General features: G+C 60.4%; 18 protein-coding genes and 1 rRNA gene. 10 read left to right on the top strand and 9 right to left on the bottom strand.

All coding sequences use genetic code 11. The annotated features are described in order from the left end of the window. Nucleotides 1-36 precede the first annotated feature (36 nt). Together IWW33_RS13560 and tyrS are read right to left on the bottom strand one after the other, a co-directional pair. Nucleotides 37-1,573, bottom strand: a 16S ribosomal RNA gene (locus IWW33_RS13560). A 572-nt stretch (nucleotides 1,574-2,145) separates the two neighbouring features. Further along, nucleotides 2,146-3,345, bottom strand: a complete 1,200-nt coding sequence (gene tyrS / locus IWW33_RS13555; protein WP_115273014.1) for a tyrosine--tRNA ligase — start codon at nucleotides 3,343-3,345, stop codon at nucleotides 2,146-2,148. A gap of 217 nt (nucleotides 3,346-3,562) precedes the next feature. Here tyrS and IWW33_RS13550 point away from each other — a divergent pair, with 217 nt between their 5' ends. Beyond that, entirely contained in the window at nucleotides 3,563-4,981 is a 1,419-nt protein-coding gene (locus IWW33_RS13550) for a peptidoglycan DD-metalloendopeptidase family protein (protein WP_115273015.1), read from the top strand. A 3-nt stretch (nucleotides 4,982-4,984) separates the two neighbouring features. Beyond that, nucleotides 4,985-6,076: an anhydro-N-acetylmuramic acid kinase gene (locus IWW33_RS13545; RefSeq protein WP_115273016.1), complete on the top strand. Its 1,092-nt coding sequence runs from the start codon at nucleotides 4,985-4,987 to the stop codon at nucleotides 6,074-6,076. Nucleotides 6,077-6,135: 59 nt separating this feature from the next. On the opposite strand, the gene erpA is transcribed toward IWW33_RS13545, so the two are convergent. Together erpA and argC are read right to left on the bottom strand one after the other, a co-directional pair. Then, on the bottom strand, nucleotides 6,136-6,486 hold the full coding sequence (gene erpA / locus IWW33_RS13540; protein WP_046787605.1) for an iron-sulfur cluster insertion protein ErpA: 351 nt from the start codon (nucleotides 6,484-6,486) through the stop codon (nucleotides 6,136-6,138). 167 nt (nucleotides 6,487-6,653) lie between these two features. Further along, nucleotides 6,654-7,688, bottom strand: coding sequence for an N-acetyl-gamma-glutamyl-phosphate reductase (argC, locus tag IWW33_RS13535; protein ID WP_046787595.1), 1,035 nt, complete (start codon nucleotides 7,686-7,688; stop codon nucleotides 6,654-6,656). 142 nt (nucleotides 7,689-7,830) lie between these two features. On the opposite strand from argC, the gene hemJ reads away from it, so the two are divergent. The 6 genes from hemJ to IWW33_RS13505 all read left to right on the top strand — a co-directional run bounded on the left by hemJ (nucleotide 7,831) and on the right by IWW33_RS13505 (nucleotide 12,262). Beyond that, nucleotides 7,831-8,256: a protoporphyrinogen oxidase HemJ gene (gene hemJ, locus IWW33_RS13530; RefSeq protein ID WP_046787594.1), complete on the top strand. Its 426-nt coding sequence runs from the start codon at nucleotides 7,831-7,833 to the stop codon at nucleotides 8,254-8,256. A 30-nt stretch (nucleotides 8,257-8,286) separates the two neighbouring features. Beyond that, the gene (locus IWW33_RS13525; RefSeq protein WP_115273017.1) at nucleotides 8,287-9,243 is read left to right on the top strand and encodes a nitronate monooxygenase family protein; all 957 of its coding nucleotides are present in this window, start codon (nucleotides 8,287-8,289) and stop codon (nucleotides 9,241-9,243) included. 67 nt (nucleotides 9,244-9,310) lie between these two features. After that, a complete protein-coding gene (locus IWW33_RS13520; protein ID WP_115273018.1) occupies nucleotides 9,311-10,093 on the top strand; it encodes an SDR family oxidoreductase in 783 nt (260 codons plus the stop codon). 65 nt (nucleotides 10,094-10,158) lie between these two features. Next, nucleotides 10,159-10,497, top strand: a complete 339-nt coding sequence (locus IWW33_RS13515) for a histidine triad nucleotide-binding protein (protein WP_115273019.1) — start codon at nucleotides 10,159-10,161, stop codon at nucleotides 10,495-10,497. A gap of 66 nt (nucleotides 10,498-10,563) precedes the next feature. Next, entirely contained in the window at nucleotides 10,564-11,211 is a 648-nt protein-coding gene (gene coq7, locus IWW33_RS13510) for a 2-polyprenyl-3-methyl-6-methoxy-1,4-benzoquinone monooxygenase (protein ID WP_012316538.1), read from the top strand. 10 nt (nucleotides 11,212-11,221) lie between these two features. After that, nucleotides 11,222-12,262, top strand: coding sequence for a DUF2157 domain-containing protein (locus IWW33_RS13505; RefSeq protein WP_174142581.1), 1,041 nt, complete (start codon nucleotides 11,222-11,224; stop codon nucleotides 12,260-12,262). Nucleotides 12,263-12,373: 111 nt separating this feature from the next. Here the strand turns inward: IWW33_RS13505 and IWW33_RS13500 are convergent, their stop codons facing one another. Then, complete coding sequence (locus IWW33_RS13500; RefSeq protein ID WP_004376171.1) at nucleotides 12,374-12,796, bottom strand: OsmC family protein; 423 nt, start codon at nucleotides 12,794-12,796, stop codon at nucleotides 12,374-12,376. A 191-nt stretch (nucleotides 12,797-12,987) separates the two neighbouring features. On the opposite strand from IWW33_RS13500, the gene crp reads away from it, so the two are divergent. Then, nucleotides 12,988-13,632, top strand: coding sequence for a cAMP-activated global transcriptional regulator CRP (gene crp, locus IWW33_RS13495; RefSeq protein ID WP_046787604.1), 645 nt, complete (start codon nucleotides 12,988-12,990; stop codon nucleotides 13,630-13,632). Here crp and IWW33_RS13490 read toward each other — a convergent pair. Genes IWW33_RS13490 through IWW33_RS13475 form a run of 4 tightly spaced genes read right to left on the bottom strand, consistent with a single transcriptional unit; the run spans nucleotide 13,629 to nucleotide 16,861 of the window. After that, entirely contained in the window at nucleotides 13,629-14,333 is a 705-nt protein-coding gene (locus tag IWW33_RS13490) for a lipoate--protein ligase family protein (RefSeq protein WP_125924639.1), read from the bottom strand. The two genes, crp and IWW33_RS13490, sit on opposite strands and share 4 nt — an antisense overlap. Before the next feature lie 45 nt (nucleotides 14,334-14,378). Further along, entirely contained in the window at nucleotides 14,379-15,212 is an 834-nt protein-coding gene (trpC, locus tag IWW33_RS13485) for an indole-3-glycerol phosphate synthase TrpC (RefSeq protein WP_115273022.1), read from the bottom strand. Next, nucleotides 15,209-16,258 (bottom strand): anthranilate phosphoribosyltransferase, encoded by a 1,050-nt coding sequence (gene trpD / locus IWW33_RS13480; RefSeq protein WP_115273023.1) that lies wholly within the window; start codon nucleotides 16,256-16,258, stop codon nucleotides 15,209-15,211. The genes trpC and trpD overlap by 4 nt, the downstream gene beginning before the upstream one ends. Nucleotides 16,259-16,267: 9 nt before the next feature. Continuing rightward, the gene (locus tag IWW33_RS13475) at nucleotides 16,268-16,861 is read right to left on the bottom strand and encodes an aminodeoxychorismate/anthranilate synthase component II (protein ID WP_046787586.1); all 594 of its coding nucleotides are present in this window, start codon (nucleotides 16,859-16,861) and stop codon (nucleotides 16,268-16,270) included. A 373-nt stretch (nucleotides 16,862-17,234) separates the two neighbouring features. Between IWW33_RS13475 and estP the strand changes: the two genes are divergently transcribed. Beyond that, nucleotides 17,235-19,124 (top strand): esterase EstP, encoded by a 1,890-nt coding sequence (estP, locus tag IWW33_RS13470; RefSeq protein ID WP_174142582.1) that lies wholly within the window; start codon nucleotides 17,235-17,237, stop codon nucleotides 19,122-19,124. The last annotated feature ends 36 nt before the right edge of the window (nucleotides 19,125-19,160 follow it).

Genomic DNA, 19,160 nt, shown 5'->3' with positions numbered 1-19,160 from the left:
CGTGTGGGAGCTCATCAGCAGGCTGATGTCGTCGATTAAGGAGGTGATCCAGCCGCAGGTTCCCCTACGGCTACCTTGTTACGACTTCACCCCAGTCATGAATCACACCGTGGTAACCGTCCTCCCGAAGGTTAGACTAGCTACTTCTGGTGCAACCCACTCCCATGGTGTGACGGGCGGTGTGTACAAGGCCCGGGAACGTATTCACCGCGACATTCTGATTCGCGATTACTAGCGATTCCGACTTCACGCAGTCGAGTTGCAGACTGCGATCCGGACTACGATCGGTTTTGTGAGATTAGCTCCACCTCGCGGCTTGGCAACCCTCTGTACCGACCATTGTAGCACGTGTGTAGCCCAGGCCGTAAGGGCCATGATGACTTGACGTCATCCCCACCTTCCTCCGGTTTGTCACCGGCAGTCTCCTTAGAGTGCCCACCATAACGTGCTGGTAACTAAGGACAAGGGTTGCGCTCGTTACGGGACTTAACCCAACATCTCACGACACGAGCTGACGACAGCCATGCAGCACCTGTGTCAGAGTTCCCGAAGGCACCAATCCATCTCTGGAAAGTTCTCTGCATGTCAAGGCCTGGTAAGGTTCTTCGCGTTGCTTCGAATTAAACCACATGCTCCACCGCTTGTGCGGGCCCCCGTCAATTCATTTGAGTTTTAACCTTGCGGCCGTACTCCCCAGGCGGTCAACTTAATGCGTTAGCTGCGCCACTAAAATCTCAAGGATTCCAACGGCTAGTTGACATCGTTTACGGCGTGGACTACCAGGGTATCTAATCCTGTTTGCTCCCCACGCTTTCGCACCTCAGTGTCAGTATCAGTCCAGGTGGTCGCCTTCGCCACTGGTGTTCCTTCCTATATCTACGCATTTCACCGCTACACAGGAAATTCCACCACCCTCTACCGTACTCTAGCTTGCCAGTTTTGGATGCAGTTCCCAGGTTGAGCCCGGGGCTTTCACATCCAACTTAACAAACCACCTACGCGCGCTTTACGCCCAGTAATTCCGATTAACGCTTGCACCCTCTGTATTACCGCGGCTGCTGGCACAGAGTTAGCCGGTGCTTATTCTGTCGGTAACGTCAAAACACTAACGTATTAGGTTAATGCCCTTCCTCCCAACTTAAAGTGCTTTACAATCCGAAGACCTTCTTCACACACGCGGCATGGCTGGATCAGGCTTTCGCCCATTGTCCAATATTCCCCACTGCTGCCTCCCGTAGGAGTCTGGACCGTGTCTCAGTTCCAGTGTGACTGATCATCCTCTCAGACCAGTTACGGATCGTCGCCTTGGTGAGCCATTACCCCACCAACTAGCTAATCCGACCTAGGCTCATCTGATAGCGCAAGGCCCGAAGGTCCCCTGCTTTCTCCCGTAGGACGTATGCGGTATTAGCGTTCCTTTCGAAACGTTGTCCCCCACTACCAGGCAGATTCCTAGGCATTACTCACCCGTCCGCCGCTGAATCAAGGAGCAAGCTCCCGTCATCCGCTCGACTTGCATGTGTTAGGCCTGCCGCCAGCGTTCAATCTGAGCCATGATCAAACTCTTCAGTTCAATACTGCTTGGGTTTTTAAGAAACCCTAAACTTGGCTCAGCAATCTCAAATGACTATGTGATTTCTCGCATGGTCACTTGTGATGCTGATAATCTTTCTGACTATCAGTCCATACTCACAAGCACCCACACGAATTGCTTGATTCGATTTGTTAAAGAGCGTTTGGTTAAGAGCTTTTCGTCTCAACCGAGGCGCGCATTCTACGCTTTCCTCAGAGCCTGTCAAGCGTTTATTTTGAAGTTTTTGCGAGAAACTCGTTCAACTTCAAACACTTGGCTCGCTGCGATCTCTCGTAGCGGGAGGCGAATCATACAGCACTTAGAAGCGCTGTCAACCACCATTTCAACCGCTATCGATCAGGCGATCGAAGCACCACCAGTACTACCTGGATTAAGCAACTCTTTGAATTTCAAGGAGTTTCTCATTCCGACTACGCTGGAAGTGGGGCGCATTATAAGGGGATTCGAACGCCCGTCAAGGCTTAATTTCAATAAACCTTGATATCGCCTAAAACAAAGCGGGGAGGCCTGTAGGCCTCCCCGCTTCTATATATAGCTACGCCACCAGACGCTCACTCCGCCTTGAGCGTAACCCGGGCAAACGCCTTCTTGCCCGCCTGACACACATGAGTGGCGCCAATCGCAAACATGAAGTCACGCTCGACCACCGCCCCATCAACCTTGACCGCACCACCATTGAGCAGATCGCGCGCCATCGCCGAGTTCTTCACCAGGCCAGCACGGTTCAGCACAGCAGCGATCGGCAAGTCTTCAGTCGCGGTCACTTCAATCTCGGGCAGATCTTCCGGCAACTCTCCCTCTTTCATGCGATTACCCGCCGCACGGTGGGCGTTGGCAGCCGCCTCTTCACCATGGAAACGCGCAACGAGCTCTTCCGCCAGCTTGATCTTGATGTCGCGCGGGTTCGCACCATTGGCGACATCAGCACGGTACTGCTCGATCTCCTCCATGGAGCGGAAGCTCAGCAATTCGAAGTAACGCCACATCAGCGTGTCCGGGATCGACACCAGCTTGCTGTACATCACCCCAGGCGCTTCCTGGATACCTACATAGTTGCCCAGCGACTTGGACATTTTCTTAACGCCGTCCAGCCCTTCGAGCAGCGGCATGGTCACGATGCTCTGCGCTTCCTGGCCGTAGGCGCGCTGCAGCTCGCGCCCCATCAGCAAGTTGAACTTCTGGTCGGTACCACCCAGCTCCACATCAGCCTTGAGGGCTACCGAGTCGTACCCCTGCACCAGCGGGTAAAGGAACTCATGGATGGCGATCGGCTGATTGGTGGTATAGCGCTTGTCGAAGTCGTCGCGCTCAAGCATGCGCGCCACCGTGTACTGCGACGCCAGGCGAATGAAGTCCGCCGGTGTCAGCTTGTCCATCCAGGTGGAGTTGAACGCGACCTCGGTCTTGGCCGGGTCGAGAATCTTGAACACCTGCTGCTTGTAGGTCTCGGCATTATCCAGCACCTGCTCACGGGTCAACGGCGGGCGCGTCGCGCTTTTGCCACTCGGATCACCGATCATTCCAGTGAAGTCGCCGATCAGGAAGACGACCTGATGACCCAGCTCCTGGAACTGGCGCAGCTTGTTGATCAGCACGGTGTGCCCCAAGTGCAGGTCGGGCGCAGTCGGATCGAAACCTGCTTTGATACGCAGAGGCTGGCCGCGCTTGAGCTTCTCGACCAGTTCCGACTCGACCAACACTTCTTCCGCACCGCGCTTGATAAGCGCCAGCTGCTCTTCAACCGACTTCATAGACAGACCCGCAAGGCTCAGATTCAAGGGGAGCCAACCATACAAGATCGGCCATCAAATACAAGTTTCGCAACGGGATGTGACCTGACCGCAGCCTCGCGGCGTCTACGCGCCCTTGCGTGAAATTGGATTTGGTTATATTTTATACAGTTATTTCATCTTCATCATGTCATTCATCTTTTCCATATTCACTTTTCTTCAAAAAGCCACCTTACCTATGACCGACGAAACGCCTAAAGCGCCACCGCTTTATCCGAAAAGCCATCTGCTGGCCGCCAGCGGCATCGCCGCCCTGCTCAGCCTGGCTCTGCTGGTATTTCCGTCCAGCGAAGTCGAAGCCAAGAAGACCACCCTCAGCCTCGAGCTGGAAAGCCCGGCAGAGCAACTGAAGGGCGAGCCCGGTGCCGCGCCACTGGTGCAGAGCGAAGCAGATCAAGGCTCACCGTTCGCACAAATCGAAGGTGCCGACTCCAAAACCGAGCAAGCTACTCAAGAACTCCCAGCCCTAGAACAGAAACCAGAGGCCAAGGAGCCTGGGCATCGCGAAGTCACCGTGGCGCGTGGCGATACACTGTCCACCCTGTTCGAAAAAGTCGGCCTGCCAGCCAATGCGGTGCACGACCTGCTGGCCAGCAATAAGCAGGCCAAGCAGTTCAGCCAGCTCAAGCATGGCCAGGTGCTGCAATTCGAACTCGACAAGGACGGCCAACTGGCCAGCCTGCAAAGCAAGGTCAGTACCCTCGAGACCATCCGCCTGACAAAGACCGCCAAGGGCTACAGCTTCGACCGCGAAATCAGCAAGCCGTTGGTACGTACTGCCTACGCCCACGGCGTGATCAAAAGTTCGTTGTCGGCCTCGGCCCAGCGTGCCGGCCTGTCGCACAGCCTGACCATGGACATGGCCAAAGTACTGGGCTACGACATCGATTTCGCTCAGGACATCCGCCAGGGTGACGAATTCGACGTCGTCTACGAGCAGAAAGTCATGGATGGCAAGGTGATCGGTACAGGCAACATCCTGTCCGCCCGCTTCACCAACCGCGGCAAGACCTACACTGCGGTGCGCTACACCAACAAGCAGGGCAACACCAGCTACTACACAGCCGACGGCAACAGCTTGCGCAAGGCGTTCATCCGTACCCCCGTGGACTTTGCCCGTATCAGCTCGCGGTTTTCCGCTGGCCGCAAGCACCCGATTCTGAACAAGATCCGCGCACACAAGGGCGTCGACTATGCCGCGCCACGCGGCACACCAATCAAGGCAGCCGGTGACGGTCGCATCGAGCTGGCCGGCCGTCGCGGTGGGTACGGCAACACAGTGATCATCGCCCACGGCAACCGGTACAAAACTCTCTACGGGCACATGCAGGGCTTTGCCAAAGGCATCAAGACCGGCAGCAGTGTGAAGCAGGGGCAGATCATCGGTTATATCGGTACCACCGGCCTGTCTACAGGGCCGCACCTGCACTATGAGTTCCAGGTCAATGGCGTCCACGTCGACCCGCTGAGCCAGAAGGTACCGATGTCCGATCCGATCGCCAAGGCCGAACGTCAGCGGTTCTTGCAGCAGAGCAAGCCACTGATCGCGCGCATGGATCAGGAAAAGGCCACCATGCTCGCAGCGAACAAGCGCTGAGCTATGGCGCTCTACCTGGGAGTAATGTCTGGCACCAGCCTCGACGGCCTGGACATTGCACTGATCGAGCAAGGCGAGCAGCTGAAGCTGCTCGCCACCCACTACCTGCCAATGCCCGCCGACCTGCGTCAGCAACTGCTAGCCCTGTGCGCCAGCGGCCCTGACGAAATCGCACGTGCAGCGTTGGCGGAAAACCGCTGGGCCAGCCTGGCCGCGGAAGGTATACAGCAGCTACTGAAAACACAGGGGCTGCAGCCTGACGCCATCCGCGCCATCGGCAGCCATGGCCAGACCATCCGCCACGAGCCTGCCCGTGGCTTTACCGTGCAGATCGGCAACCCGGCATTACTCGCCGAGCTGACCGGGATCACAGTGGTAGCCGACTTCCGCCGGCGCGATGTGGCTGCTGGCGGCCAAGGCGCTCCGTTGGTGCCCGCGTTTCATGAAACCCTGTTCGGCCGTCTTGGCCAGCGGCTGGCAGTGCTCAACGTAGGCGGTTTCAGCAACCTCAGCCTGATCGAGCACGACAAGCCGGTCCACGGTTTCGACTGCGGCCCCGGCAATGTATTGCTGGATGCCTGGGTCGAGCGTAAACGCGGCCAGGCTTATGACGCAGACGGCGCCTGGGCAGCTACTGGAGTGGTCCAGACCGATTTGCTGGACGCGTTGCTGAGCGACCCTTTCTTCGCCGGCAGCGGCCCTAAGAGTACTGGCCGCGAAGTGTTCAACCTGCCTTGGCTGGATGGCCATCTCGCTCGCATGCCGCATTATCGTGACGAAGATGTTCAGGCCACGCTGCTTGAGCTGACGGCGCGCAGCATCATCGAGTCCTTGCGCGATGCACAGCAAGGCACAGAAGCGCTGCTTGTATGTGGCGGCGGTGCACGCAACGGTGCATTGATGGCTCGCCTTGACGCGCTGCTACCCGATGCCCGGGTCACCAGCACCCAGGCATATGGCGTAGACCCCGACTGGGTCGAGGGCATGGCATTTGCCTGGCTGGCCCACTGCTGCCTGGAAGGCATCGCCGCCAACCGCCCCAGCGTGACGGCAGCCAAGGGGCTGCGGGTTCTCGGCGCGATCTACCCGGCCTGACCTTGCGATCGCAACGAAAACGCCGCGCAAATGCGCGGCGTTTTTTGTACCACCGGGCTTCAGATCGAGAAGGAAGAGCCGCAGCCACAAGTGGTAGCGGCATTCGGGTTCTTGATCACGAAGCGCGAGCCCTCAAGGCCTTCCTGGTAATCCACCTCCGCGCCCGCCAGATACTGGAAGCTCATAGGATCTACCACCAGAGATACACCTTCGCGCTCGACGATGGTGTCATCTTCGGCCACATCTTCATCGAAGGTGAAGCCGTACTGGAAACCCGAGCAGCCGCCACCGGTCACGAAAACCCTCAGCTTCAGACGATCATTGCCTTCCTCGCAAACCAGGGTCTTCACCTTTTGCGCGGCGCCGTGAGTAAATTCCAAAGCCGTGGGGGTGAAGGTTTCGACGCTCATGTTGATTCTCCCGGCGCAGTAGCCGCCATAAAACTCGATGACGCGCATTATCCGCTTCTCCGAGAAAATCGGTCAACAATACGTAAGCAGCAAGTGACAAGCTCCAAGCTGAACGCAATACGCTCACTTGCAGCTTAGAGCTTGCCGCTTGCCGCTTGTGGCTGCTGTCAGGGCAGCAGGCCCGCATGGGACAGGCCCATGCGCTCGTCCAGGCCGAACAGGATGTTCAGGTTCTGCACCGCCTGGCCTGACGCGCCCTTGACCAGGTTATCGATGACCGACAGCACTACCACCAGGTCACCACCTTGCGGGCGATGAACGGCGATACGGCAGACGTTGGCACCGCGCACGCTACGGGTTTCCGGGTGGCTGCCCGCTGGCATCACGTCGACGAACGGCTCGTCTGCGTAGCGCTTCTCGAACAGTGCCTGCAAGTCGACCGACTTATCGGCCACTGTCGCGTACAGGGTCGAGTGAATGCCGCGGATCATCGGGGTCAGATGCGGCACGAAGGTCAGGCCGATGTCCGTGCCTGCAGCCAGGCGTAGGCCTTGGCTGATTTCCGGCAAGTGACGGTGGCCCTTGACCGCGTAGGCCTTCATGCTCTCGCCAGCTTCGCAGAACAGCGAACCCACGGCGGCGCCACGACCGGCGCCGCTGACACCCGACTTGCAGTCGGCGATCAGGCGCAACGGGTCGGCCAGGCCAGCTTCAAGCAGCGGCAGGAAGCCCAACTGGGTAGCGGTCGGGTAGCAGCCCGGCACAGCGATCAGGCGCGCCTGGCGAATTTTCTCACGGTTGACTTCAGGCAGGCCGTAGACCGCATCCTTGAGCAACTCCGGCGCGCCGTGCGGCTGCCCGTACCATTTTGCCCACTCGGCAGCGTCCTGCAGGCGGAAGTCGGCGGACAGGTCAATGACCTTGGTCCCGGCAGCCAGCAACTCACCGGCCAAAGCGTGGGCGACACCGTGCGGGGTGGCGAAGAAGACCACGTCGCAGGCTGACAGAGCCTTGCTGTCCGGCACGCTGAAAGCCAGGCCGTCATAGTGGCCGCGCAGGTTCGGATACATGTCGGCGACCGCTACGCCCGCCTCGGAGCGCGAAGTGATGACCGCCACCTCGGCCTGTGGATGCTGTGCCAGCAGACGCAACAGTTCGACGCCGGTGTAACCCGTGCCGCCGACGATACCGACCTTGATCATAACGCTTGCCCCTTATCAACGAGCCGTCTGGAAAGCGCACGATGATAGGGGCGCAAGGCGCCTGTAACAACTCTTCGGGTGACCCTTCGGGCGCTTGGCCTCTACTATCTGACGACCGTGAATACCTGAAGGAACTCTCTCCATGCTTTACCTATGGATAAAAGCGCTGCACATCGTCAGCGTCGTCTGCTGGTTCGCCGGTCTGTTCTACCTGCCCCGGCTGTTCGTCTACCACGCCCAAAGCCAGGACAGCATCAGCCAGGACCGCTTCGTGACCATGGAGCGCAAGCTGTACCGCGGCATCATGAACCCGGCGATGATTGCCACCTACGTGTTCGGCGCCTGGATGCTCTATCTCACGCCAGGCTGGCTGAGCCAGGGCTGGCTGCACGCCAAGCTGACACTGGTGCTCCTGCTCACCGGCTACCATCACATGTGCGGCGCCCAGCGCAAACGCTTTGCCACCGGTGCCAACACCCGCAGCCACGTTTACTACCGCTGGTTCAACGAGGTACCCGTGCTGTTCCTGCTGGCCATCGTGATTCTTGTGGTGGTCAAACCGTTCTGACGACAATCGCACTGTACAGGAGCCCCGCCCATGTCATTGCCTGCTTCGCTCGAACAACGCCTGCGCTTGCCCGTGGTGGCGGCGCCGATGTTCCTGATCTCCAACCCCCAGCTGGTCCTGGCCTGCTGCGGCAACGGCGTGGTCGGCAGTTTCCCCGCCCTGAACCAGCGCGACAGTGCCGGTTTCAAGGGCTGGCTCGAGGAGATCGAAGCGGGCCTTGGGCAGCTGCAGGCGCCAGCCCCTTATGCGGTCAATCTGATCGTCCACCCATCCAACCCGCGCCTGCAGGCTGACCTTGCCCTGTGTGTCGAGCATCAGGTGCCTATAGTCATCACCAGTCTTGGCGCGGTGAAGGAAGTCGTCGATGCCGTACACGGCTATGGCGGCCTGGTGTTCCATGATGTGACCACCCGGCGTCACGCTGAGAAAGCTGCACAGGCCGGCGTCGATGGCCTGATCGCGGTGGCGGCAGGTGCAGGCGGGCATGCTGGCACCTGGAGCCCGTTCGCCCTTGCGGCCGAAATCCGCCAGTTTTTCGACAAGACCCTGCTATTGGCCGGCTGCATCAACCACGGCCATGAAATACTCGCCGCCCAGTTGCTTGGCGCGGACCTGGCCTACATGGGGACTCGCTTCATTGCCACCCAGGAGAGCCATGCCCAAGAGGCGTATAAACAGATGCTGCTCGGCGCCCATGCAGCGGACATCGTCCATACCTCAGCGGTTTCCGGCATACCGGCAAGCTTTTTGCGCCAGAGCCTTGAACAGGCTGGGTTTGACATGGCCGCACTGAAGGCCGGCCAGGAACAGGGCAAACTCAAGCCAATCGATGATGAAGCCAAGGCCTGGAAGACAGTATGGTCTGCCGGGCAAGGCGTCGGAGATATCCATGACCTGCCCGGCGCCGCAGCACTGATCGAGCGCCTGCACGGCGAATACAGAGCAGCCCTGGAGCGCAGCCAGGCGTTACGCGCCAAGGCCTTGTAGCAAAAGGCAACACCTGGCCTGGCCACGCTGTACACTAGGCGCCCTCTTTAGCCCTCAGGAGCCTTGCATGACCCGTTACGCCATGATCACTGGTGCTTCCAGCGGCCTGGGCTTGGCCCTGGCGGAAGCTCTGGCGCGGCGCGGGCGCAATCTGATCCTGGTGGCACGCCACCGTGAAACCCTTGAGCCGGTAGCCATCGAGCTGACCCAGCGCTTCGGCGTCGAAGTACTGCTACGCGCCTGCGACCTCAGCCAACCGCTGCGCCTGTCCGGTTTCGTACTCGAGCTGGAAGAGGGCGAGCGGCGCATCGACCTGTTGGTCAACTGCGCCGGCCAACGTACCTATGGCCCGTTTCTCGCCCACGAGTGGGCAGACGAGCAGGACCTGCTGGAGGTGAACATTCTCGCCATGAGCCGCCTGTGCCATGCCATCGGCAACCTCATGGCAGTACAGGGTGGTGGGCAGATCCTCAATGTCGCCGGCCTGGCCGCCGTAGCGCCAGGCCCCTGGATGGCCACCTATGCCGCCAGCAAGGCCTATGTGCTGCATTTCACCGAAGCCCTGCGCGAAGAGCTCAAGCCCACGGGCATCAAGGTTTCGGTCCTTTGCCCCGGCCCGGTGCGCTCTTCGCGCCGGCGTATTCCCAGGCTCGAAGGCAGCAGCCGCTGCCTCAGCCCCGAAGAGGTGGCGCTGTACACCGTGCGCGCATTGGCGAAAAACCGGGCGCTGATCATTCCGGTTCGCCGCAACCGCTGGCTGGCATTCGCCCCGCGCCTGTTGCCCCGCTGGTTGGCGCGCAAGCTTGCAGGCTTCATCCACCGCCGTTACTGCCCGGTCGGAATGGAATAGCCCACTGGGCGAGCGGCGCCTGGCTAAGTACACTCGGCCAGGACACTCACCTTGGAGCAAGTGCTGTGGACGATTTATTCATCAAGATCATCAACCGGGAAATCCCGGCGAAGATCATCTACGAGGACGACCAGGTTCTGGCCTTCCACGACATCGCGCCCCAGGCGCCGGTGCACTTTCTGGTCATCCCGAAAAAACACATCCGTACGCTCAATGACCTGACCGAAGAGGACAAGGGCCTGGCCGGCCACATCCTGTTCACCGCCCAGCGCCTGGCCAAGGAGCTTGGCTGCGACGATGGCTTCCGCGTGGTCATGAACTGCAACGAGCAAGGCGGCCAGACCGTCTACCACATCCACATGCACGTGCTCGGCCAGCGCCAGATGCACTGGCCACCGGGCTGACCCAAGGCAAGCCCACCCCGGGCGATTGAGGTAAACTGTCGGGCATCACTTCAGCGGAGGTGCCCGATGGCTACCGAACGTCACTATTCGCCGCTCGACCGCTTGTTGCTGCAGGCCGATACCGCCATGCGCACCTTGCTGCCCTTCAGCGGCCAACCCTCCCGGCCGTCTCCGGCCATTGTCCAGCCCGACGTCGAGCTCGACGAAAGCCAGACCCGCCACATCGCCGGGCTCATGCGCATCAACCATACCGGCGAAGTCTGCGCCCAGGCGCTGTACCAAGGCCAGGCCCTGACCGCCAAGCTGCCCCAGGTGCGCAAGGCAATGGAGCATGCAGCCGAGGAAGAAATCGACCACCTGGCCTGGTGCGAACAGCGCATCCGTCAATTGGGCAGCCACCCCAGCGTGCTCAATCCGCTGTTCTACGGCATGTCGTTCGGCATCGGCGCGCTCGCCGGCATGGTCAGCGACAAGGTCAGCCTGGGCTTCGTCGCTGCCACCGAGCATCAGGTGTGCAAACACCTGGACGAACACCTGGAGCAGATCCCCCATGAGGACGAAAAGTCCCGTGCCATTCTCGAGCAGATGCGCGTCGACGAAGAGCAACACGCCGATTCGGCCCTTGAAGCAGGTGGCTATCGCTTCCCCGCGCCCGTACGTTTCGGTATGAGCATGCTGGCCAAGGTCATGACCAAAAGCACTTACCGCATCTAAGGGCACGCCAATGACGGACCGTATCGACGCCAAGGACCTGGCGCGCGCCGTACAAGCAGGAGTTCTCCAGCCGGGCCAGGACAAGGCCCTGCTGGACTTTCTGCGCCAGCAGCCAGCAGCTCGTGGCAGTTTCCAGCTGGCACACGTCGCCTTCTATTTCGGCGCCCTACTGATCATGGGGGCGATGGGCTGGCTGCTGACCGAAGCCTGGATGCGAATCGGTGATTGGGCGCTGCTGGCCATCGCCGTTCTTTACATCGGTCTTCTCACCCTGGTCGCCCTCAACCTGCAAAAACGCCAGCAACCCATCGCAGCTGGCGTCTTGGCGGCGGTCGCGGTAAGCATCGTGCCCCTGGCTGTCTTTGCCATCGAACGCCTGGCCGGGTGGTGGCCACTGGACGATCGGCAAACGGACTATCACCAGTACTACACCTATGTGCAGGGCGGATGGCTGATGATGGAGGCGGCCACGGTGGTCGCCGGTTTGTTGATGCTGCGCCTGATCCCCTACCCGTTTATCGTGATGCCGATTGCCGTGGCCTTATGGTTCATGTCGATGGACCTTAGCGAGTGGGTGTTCGGCTCACCCTTCAGCTGGGAACAGCGGCGCACGGTTTCGCTGTGGTTCGGGCTCGGGCTGCTCATGGTGTTTCTGGTGGTCGACGGGCGCACGCGTGAGGATTACGCCCACTGGGGTTACCTGGCAGGGCTGGCAGCGTTCTGGGGTGGGCTGACGATGATCGAAAGCGACAGCGAGCTGGGTAAGGCGCTGTACTGTCTGATCAACCTGGGTCTGATGGCAATGGCGGTGCTGCTGCGCCGGCCGGTGTTCATGGTGTTCGGGGCGCTGGGGGTGGCAGCTTATCTTGGCTACCTGTCTTACGAGGTATTTGCCGAGTCGCTGCTGTTCCCGGTGGTGCTGACCTTGATCGGGTTGGGGGTGATCGGGCTGGGGCTGGGTTATCAAAAGCGCCGGGAGCACCTCAGCCAGTCATTGAGGCGTTGCGTACCTCGTTGGCTGGTAGTGGCTCTCCCAGCCTTGCGCAACTGAAGAGCGCCGGGGCCGCCTTGCGGCCCTTTCGCGACGCAAGGCCGCGCCCACAGACCGCGAACCTTCGAGCGGCCTTGTGTCGCGAAAGGGCTGCGCAGCAGCCCACAAGTCTCAACCCAGCTCAACGATCTCGTAGCCGTGGGTGATTTCCACGCCCGCGCGCTCCAGCATGATCGACGCCGAGCAATATTTTTCCGCCGACAGCTCCACCGCACGCTTGACCTGCGCCTCTTTCAGCCCGCGCCCTTTGACCACGAAGTTCATATGAATCTTGGTAAACACCTTCGGGTCTTCGCTGGCGCGCTCGGCCTCCAGGAAGGCTTCGCAGCTTTCCACCGCTTGGCGCGATTTCTTCAGGATACTCACTACGTCGAAGCTGCTGCAGCCACCCAGGCCGAGCAGGAGCATTTCCATCGGGCGCACGCCCAGATTGCGGCCCCCAGCCTCGGGTGGGCCGTCCATCACCACGACGTGCCCGCTCCCCGATTCGCCAAGGAACATCGCTTCACCGGCCCATTGGATGCGTGCCTTCATCTGTCCGTACTCCTGAATCTCGCAAAAGGGTGTCAGCTTAAGCCTTGTGTGGCTGTCGGAAAAGCTCCACACGTTTGGCATTTGTGCCGAAACATCCTGCAGTGTCTGATAAGCTGGCGCCAATTGACTGACGCGTCGCGTTAGCCGACTCCCCACCAGAGCCTATGGGTCGTATCGAACAGGATTTCGTGATGGTTGCCTCAGCCCTACCCGCCAAGATCAAGAACATCGACAAGCTGCTGATGCACTGCCAGCGCCGCCGCTACACCGCCAAGAGCAACATCATCTGCGCGGGTGACCGGGCCGAAACGCTGTCGTTCATCATCAAGGGTTCAGTCACCATCCTCATTGAGGATGACGAAGGCCACGAGATGATCATCGCCTACCTCAACAGTGGCGATTTCTTCGGCGAACTGGGTTTGTTCGAACCCGCCGGCAGCGATCAGCAGCGCAGCGCCTGGGTGCGCGCCAAGACCGAGTGCGAGGTGGCGGAGATCAGCTATGACAAGTTTCGCGACCTGGCCCGCCAGGACCCGGAGATTCTCTACGCCCTCGGCAGCCAGATGGCCCAGCGCCTGCGCAACACCACGCGCAAGGTGGGCGACCTGGCCTTCTTCGACGTTACCGGCCGGGTCGCCCGTTGCCTGCTGGACCTGTGCAAGCAGCCAGACGCCATGACCCACCCGGACGGCATGCAAATCAAGATCACCCGCCAGGAAATTGGCCGTATCGTCGGTTGCTCGCGAGAAATGGTCGGCCGCGTGCTCAAGGACCTCGAGGAACGCAGCCTGGTCCAGGTCAAGGGCAAGACCATGGTGGTTTACGGTACCCGTTAGTCCTTGGGCAGCGCTGCAAGCACTTCGCTGTAAGCCTTCGACAGGCGCTCGAACCAGGGTACAGCGGGCGCCACTTCGTGCAGGGCAATATGACTATCGGCCCGGCAACGCTGCTCGAGCCCGCAACATTCATTGAAACGGTTGACCGCCGCGACCATCGACTCGCGCTCGTTATCCAGCAACAACGCACCATGCACCAGCACCACCGGCCGTTTTCCACCCAGCCCCTGGCGCCAGCGCTGGGCAGTCCCCACCAGCTTGCGGCCATTGAGGTTGACGTTATAGCGGCCGTCGCAGAAGGCCCCGTCGATCTCGCCCACCGAAGCCACACCGCCCCATTCGCGCAGTACATCGCACAACGGCAGGCAGAGGCGTTCATACGCGTTCTCGATACGGCCATGGTCGCCTTCGCTGCGTGGAGCGACATACACCAGCGCCACATTCACTGTCGAATGCGACTGAGGGACCGGCTCCCCACCGGTTTCACGCAACAGCACTGGCCAGCCAGCGATCGCCAACTCCGAGCAGGCTGCCTCGAAGTTGTCCAGGCGGCTCATGCGCCGAGGCATGACCAGCGCATGATCCGTCGGGCGCCAGAACAGCACACCACTTTCGGTTTCGCCACGGCAGACCGCAGCCAAAAGATCTTGCTCGGCGTGCAGGCCCTGCTCGACGGTGAGGGCCAGGGGTTGATCGGTCATTGATCCACCTTCGATAAAGCCGGCGATTGCCGGCTTCAACGTTGCTTAGTCCAGTTGCTGCACAGTCTTCTTCACCTGTTCAGGGAAGAACAACCGCTGCAGTTCCAACCCCGGCTGCTCGGCCCGCATGAACGCCTCACCCACCAGGAACGAGTAAACGTCATTGATTTCCATCAACTCGACATCGGCACGGTTGAGAATGCCACTCTCGGTGATGGCCAGGCGATCCCGGGGGATGCGTGGCAGCAGGTCAAGAGTGGTCTCCAGGCTGACTTCGAAAGTATGCAGGTTACGGTTGTTGACCCCCACCAGCGGGGTATCAAGCGTTTTCAACGCACGCTCCAGCTCGTCACCGTCATGTACTTCGACCAGCACGTCGAGACCGACGTCCTTGGCGGTAGCGGCCAACTCGGCCATCTTGACGTCATCGAGCGCCGACACGATCAGCAGCACGCAGTCTGCGCCCAAGGCGCGTGCTTCGATGATCTGATAAGGGTCGACCATGAAATCTTTGCGGATCACCGGCAGCGAAACAGCGGCGCGCGCCTGCTGCAGGTACTCATCGGCACCCTGGAAATAGTCCACATCGGTCAACACCGACAGGCAAGTCGCCCCGCCCTTTTCGTAACTGACGGCAATTTCCGACGGCACGAAGTTTTCGCGGATCACGCCCTTGCTCGGCGAGGCCTTCTTGATTTCGGCAATCACCGCTGGCTGCTTGCGCTTGGCTTGCTCGATCAGGGCATTGGCAAACCCGCGCGGGCCATCCGCCGCCTTGGCCAGGCGCTCCATTTCGGCGAGGCTGACGCGCGCGCTGCGCTCTGCCACTTCCTGGAACTTGCGGGCAATGATCCTTTCCAGCACCGTCGGGACACTCATGCTTCGTTCTCCACCTTGAATACCGCTGTAAAGGCACCCAGCTCCTGCAGCTTTTCCCAGGCCAGCCCGGTGTGCAGCACATCGTGGGCCAGATCCACACCAGCCTTCAGGCTCATGGCGTGGTCAGCGGCGTACAACGCAGCGCCCGCATTGAGCACTATCATCTCGGCAGCCTTCTGGCCATTCTCGGTCTTGCGCCGGCCCAGTGCATCACGGATCAACTCCAACGACGCCTGTGGGTTCTCGACTGCCAGGCCATGCAGGCTCTGGCTCTTGATGCCAAGGTCTTCAGGCTCGACCCAGTATTCGCTGATCTGGTCGTTCTTCAGTTCGGCGACAAAGGTAGGCGCGGCCAGGCTGAACTCATCCAGGCCATCCTTGGAATGCACGACCAGCACATGCTTGCTACCCAGGCGTTGCAGCACTTGCGCCAGCGGGCGGCACAAGGCCTGGCTAAATACACCAACCACCTGGTGTTTCACCCCAGCCGGATTCGTAAGCGGGCCGAGCATGTTGAACAGGGTACGCAGGCCCAGGTCGCGGCGCGGGCCTGCGGCATGTTTCATGGCCGAGTGATGGCTCTGGGCGAACATGAAGCCGATACCGAGGCTGTCAATGCAGCGCCCCACTTGGGTAGGTGTCAGGTTCAGGTAGATGCCGGCAGCTTCCAGCAGGTCAGCGCTGCCGCTCTTACCGGAAACTGCGCGATTGCCATGTTTGGCCACGGTGCAGCCTGCCGCCGCCAGGACGAACGAGGAGGCGGTGGAAACGTTGAAGATGTTGGCGCCATCACCGCCCGTACCGACGATGTCGACTACGCCATCAAGGCTTTTCAGCTCGACCTTGTCAGCCAGCTCACGCATGACCGAAACCGCGCCAACGATCTCGTCGATGCTCTCGCTCTTCATGCGCATGCCCATCAGGAAGGCGCCGATCTGCGCCTCACTGCATTGGCCGGTCATGATCTGGCGCATCACATCGCGCATTTCTTCGGTGGAAAGGTCCAGGTGGCCGACAATACGGCTCAACGCGCTTTTGATATCCATGCTCGGTCCTTAGCGGCGGCCGCCGGTCTGCTTGAGGAAGTTGGCGAACAGCTCGTGGCCCTGCTCGGTCAGGATGGACTCGGGGTGGAACTGCACCCCTTCAATGTTCAGTGTCTTGTGGCGCAGGCCCATGATCTCGTCGACCGAACCATCGTCATGTGCAGTCCAGGCAGTCACTTCCAGGCACTCTGGCAGGGTCTGGCGCTTGACCACCAGGGAATGGTAGCGGGTTACGGTGAGCGGGTTGTTGAGCCCGGCGAACACGCCCAGGTCGCGGTGATATACCGGGCTGGTCTTGCCGTGCATGACCTGGCGGGCACGCACTACATCGCCGCCAAACGCCTGGCCGATTGATTGGTGGCCCAGGCAGACCCCAAGGATCGGCAGCTTGCCGGCGAAATGCATAATGGCCTCGATGGACACACCGGCTTCGCTCGGCGTGCAAGGGCCAGGGGAGACGACGATGCGCTCAGGGTTGAGGGCTTCTATCTCGGCAACGGTGATTTCGTCGTTGCGAATGACTTTGACCTCGGCACCCAACTCGCCAAGGTATTGAACGACGTTGTAAGTGAATGAGTCGTAATTGTCGATCATCAGTAACATCGGGCTAAACCTCTAGAATCTACTGACTTTAAAAGTCGAACCTTCCTACACCAAAAACAGACACGGCGTTGCCACTAGGGGCGCTCGGAAACGGACAGGAAGGCAAACGGGGGCGGGCCGGACAGGCCGGCAAGAGATAAAGTCAGGCGCGCCAACGCCAACGGGCGTGGGCCTTGATAACGCGCATCAAGAGTTTGCTGACGATCAACACGGGATAGGTCTCGCTCATACTTGCAGGCACAGTAGCCTACCGGCGCGGCGGGCGCAATATGCCCGTAAATACGGGAAACGAATGGACTTGGAAGGCATGCCCCGCGATTTGCTAAGGTCGATCGGGTTGTCCTCATAAAAACAATGAAAAGGATGTTCCCAGATGCGAAAAGCACCTTTGCTACGTTTCACCTTGGCTACGTTGGCGCTCGCCTGCAGCCAGGCTTTCGCAGCCCCCTCGCCTTACTCGACAATGATCGTCTTCGGCGACAGCCTCAGCGATGCCGGGCAATTTCCTGACCTGACCGGCGGTACTGCCGGTATGCGTTTTACCAACCGTGATGAGAATGGCAACTTTGCACCTGTCTCGCCGATGATCCTCGGCGCACGCCTGGGTGTGAGCGCGGAAGATCTCAATCCGTCCACGTCCCTCGGCATACGCCCCGACGGCAACAACTGGGCCGTTGGCGGCTACACCACGCAGCAGATCCTGGATTCGATCACCACCACTTCCGAGACAGTCATTCCGCCAGGCCAACCTTTTGCCGGCCTGGTACTACGCGACAAGCCCGGGTATCTGGCCAATGGCTTGCGCGCAGACCCCAATGCCCTCTACTACCTGACCGGTGGCGGCAACGACTTTCTGCAAGGCCTGGTGAGCAGCCCTGCCGATGCCGCCGTCGCAGGATCGCGCCTGGCCGCCAGCGCCCAGGCCCTGCAACAAGGCGGTGCCCGCTACATCATGGTCTGGCTGCTACCCGACCTCGGCCAAACGCCGAATTTCAGCGGCACGCCGCAGCAAAACGCCCTGTCGCAACTGTCCAGCGTGTTCAACCAGTCACTGGTCCGCCAACTGGGCCAGATCGATGCCGAAATCATTCCACTGAACATTCCCGTACTGCTGAACGAAGCACTGGCCAGCCCGACGCAATTCGGCCTGGCCAGCGGGCAGAATCTGGTCGGCACCTGCTACAGCGGCAACAGTTGCGTGGAAAACCCGCTGTACGGCATCAATGGCACCACGCCCGACCCCACCAAGCTGCTGTTCAACGACTCGGTACACCCAACCATCGCCGGCCAGCAACTGATTGCCGACTACGGCTACTCGATCCTTTCCGCACCCTGGGAGCTGACGCTGCTGCCGGAAATGGCCCACGCCAGCCTGCGCGCGCATCAGGACGAACTACGTAATCAATGGCAGGCGCCCTGGCAGGCGGCTGGCCAATGGCAGGCCTTTGTTGCCACTGGCGCGCAAGATCTGGACTTCGACGGCGAGCGCAGTTCTGCCAACGCTGACGGGCGCGGCTACAACCTCACCCTGGGTGGCAGCTACCGGCTGAACGACGCTTGGCGCTTAGGGCTTGCCGGCGGGGTCTATCGCCAGAAACTGGAGGCAGGCGAACAAGACTCGGACTACAAGCTCGACAGCTACCTGGCCAGTGCCTTCGCCCAGTTTCGTGAGGACCGCTGGTGGGCCGACGCAATGCTGAGCGCAGGGCACCTGGACTATCACGACCTCAAACGCACCTTCGCCCTAGGCGTGAATGACCGAAGCGAGAAAGGTGATACCGACGGCGAAGCCTGGGCTGTGACCGGTCGACTGGGATACAACCTGGCAGCCGATAGCAGTGACTGGCAGCTGGCGCCGTTCATCAGCGCCGACTACGCGCGAGTGAAGGTGGATGGTTATGACGAGAAGAGCGGACGTTCGACGGCCCTGGGCTTCGATGACCAGGAACGCACTTCGCGTCGCCTGGGCGTAGGGTTGCTGGGCAGCGTGCAAGTACTGGCCAGCACCAGGCTGTTTGCCGAGGTGGCGCAAGAACATGAGTTCGAGGATGACCAGCAGGATGTGACGATGCACCTGACGACACTGCGAGCCAATGACTTCACGCTGACCGGGTACACACCGCAGAGCGACCTGACTCGTGCCAGCCTTGGGGTCAGCCATGAGCTGGTGGCGGGGGTGCACCTGCGCGGGAACTACAACTGGCGCAAGAGCGACGAGTTGACCCAGCAAGGAATAAGCTTGGGCGTCAGCGTCGACTTTTAACCGGATGGGGCCGCCATGCGGCCCCACGCCTGAGAA

The organism is Pseudomonas sp. M2 (assembly GCF_015751845.1).
GTDB lineage: Bacteria > Pseudomonadota > Gammaproteobacteria > Pseudomonadales > Pseudomonadaceae > Aquipseudomonas > Aquipseudomonas putida_E.
The sequence above is the reverse complement of the archived record's forward strand: the minus strand, read 5'-3'. Positions and strand labels throughout refer to the sequence as shown.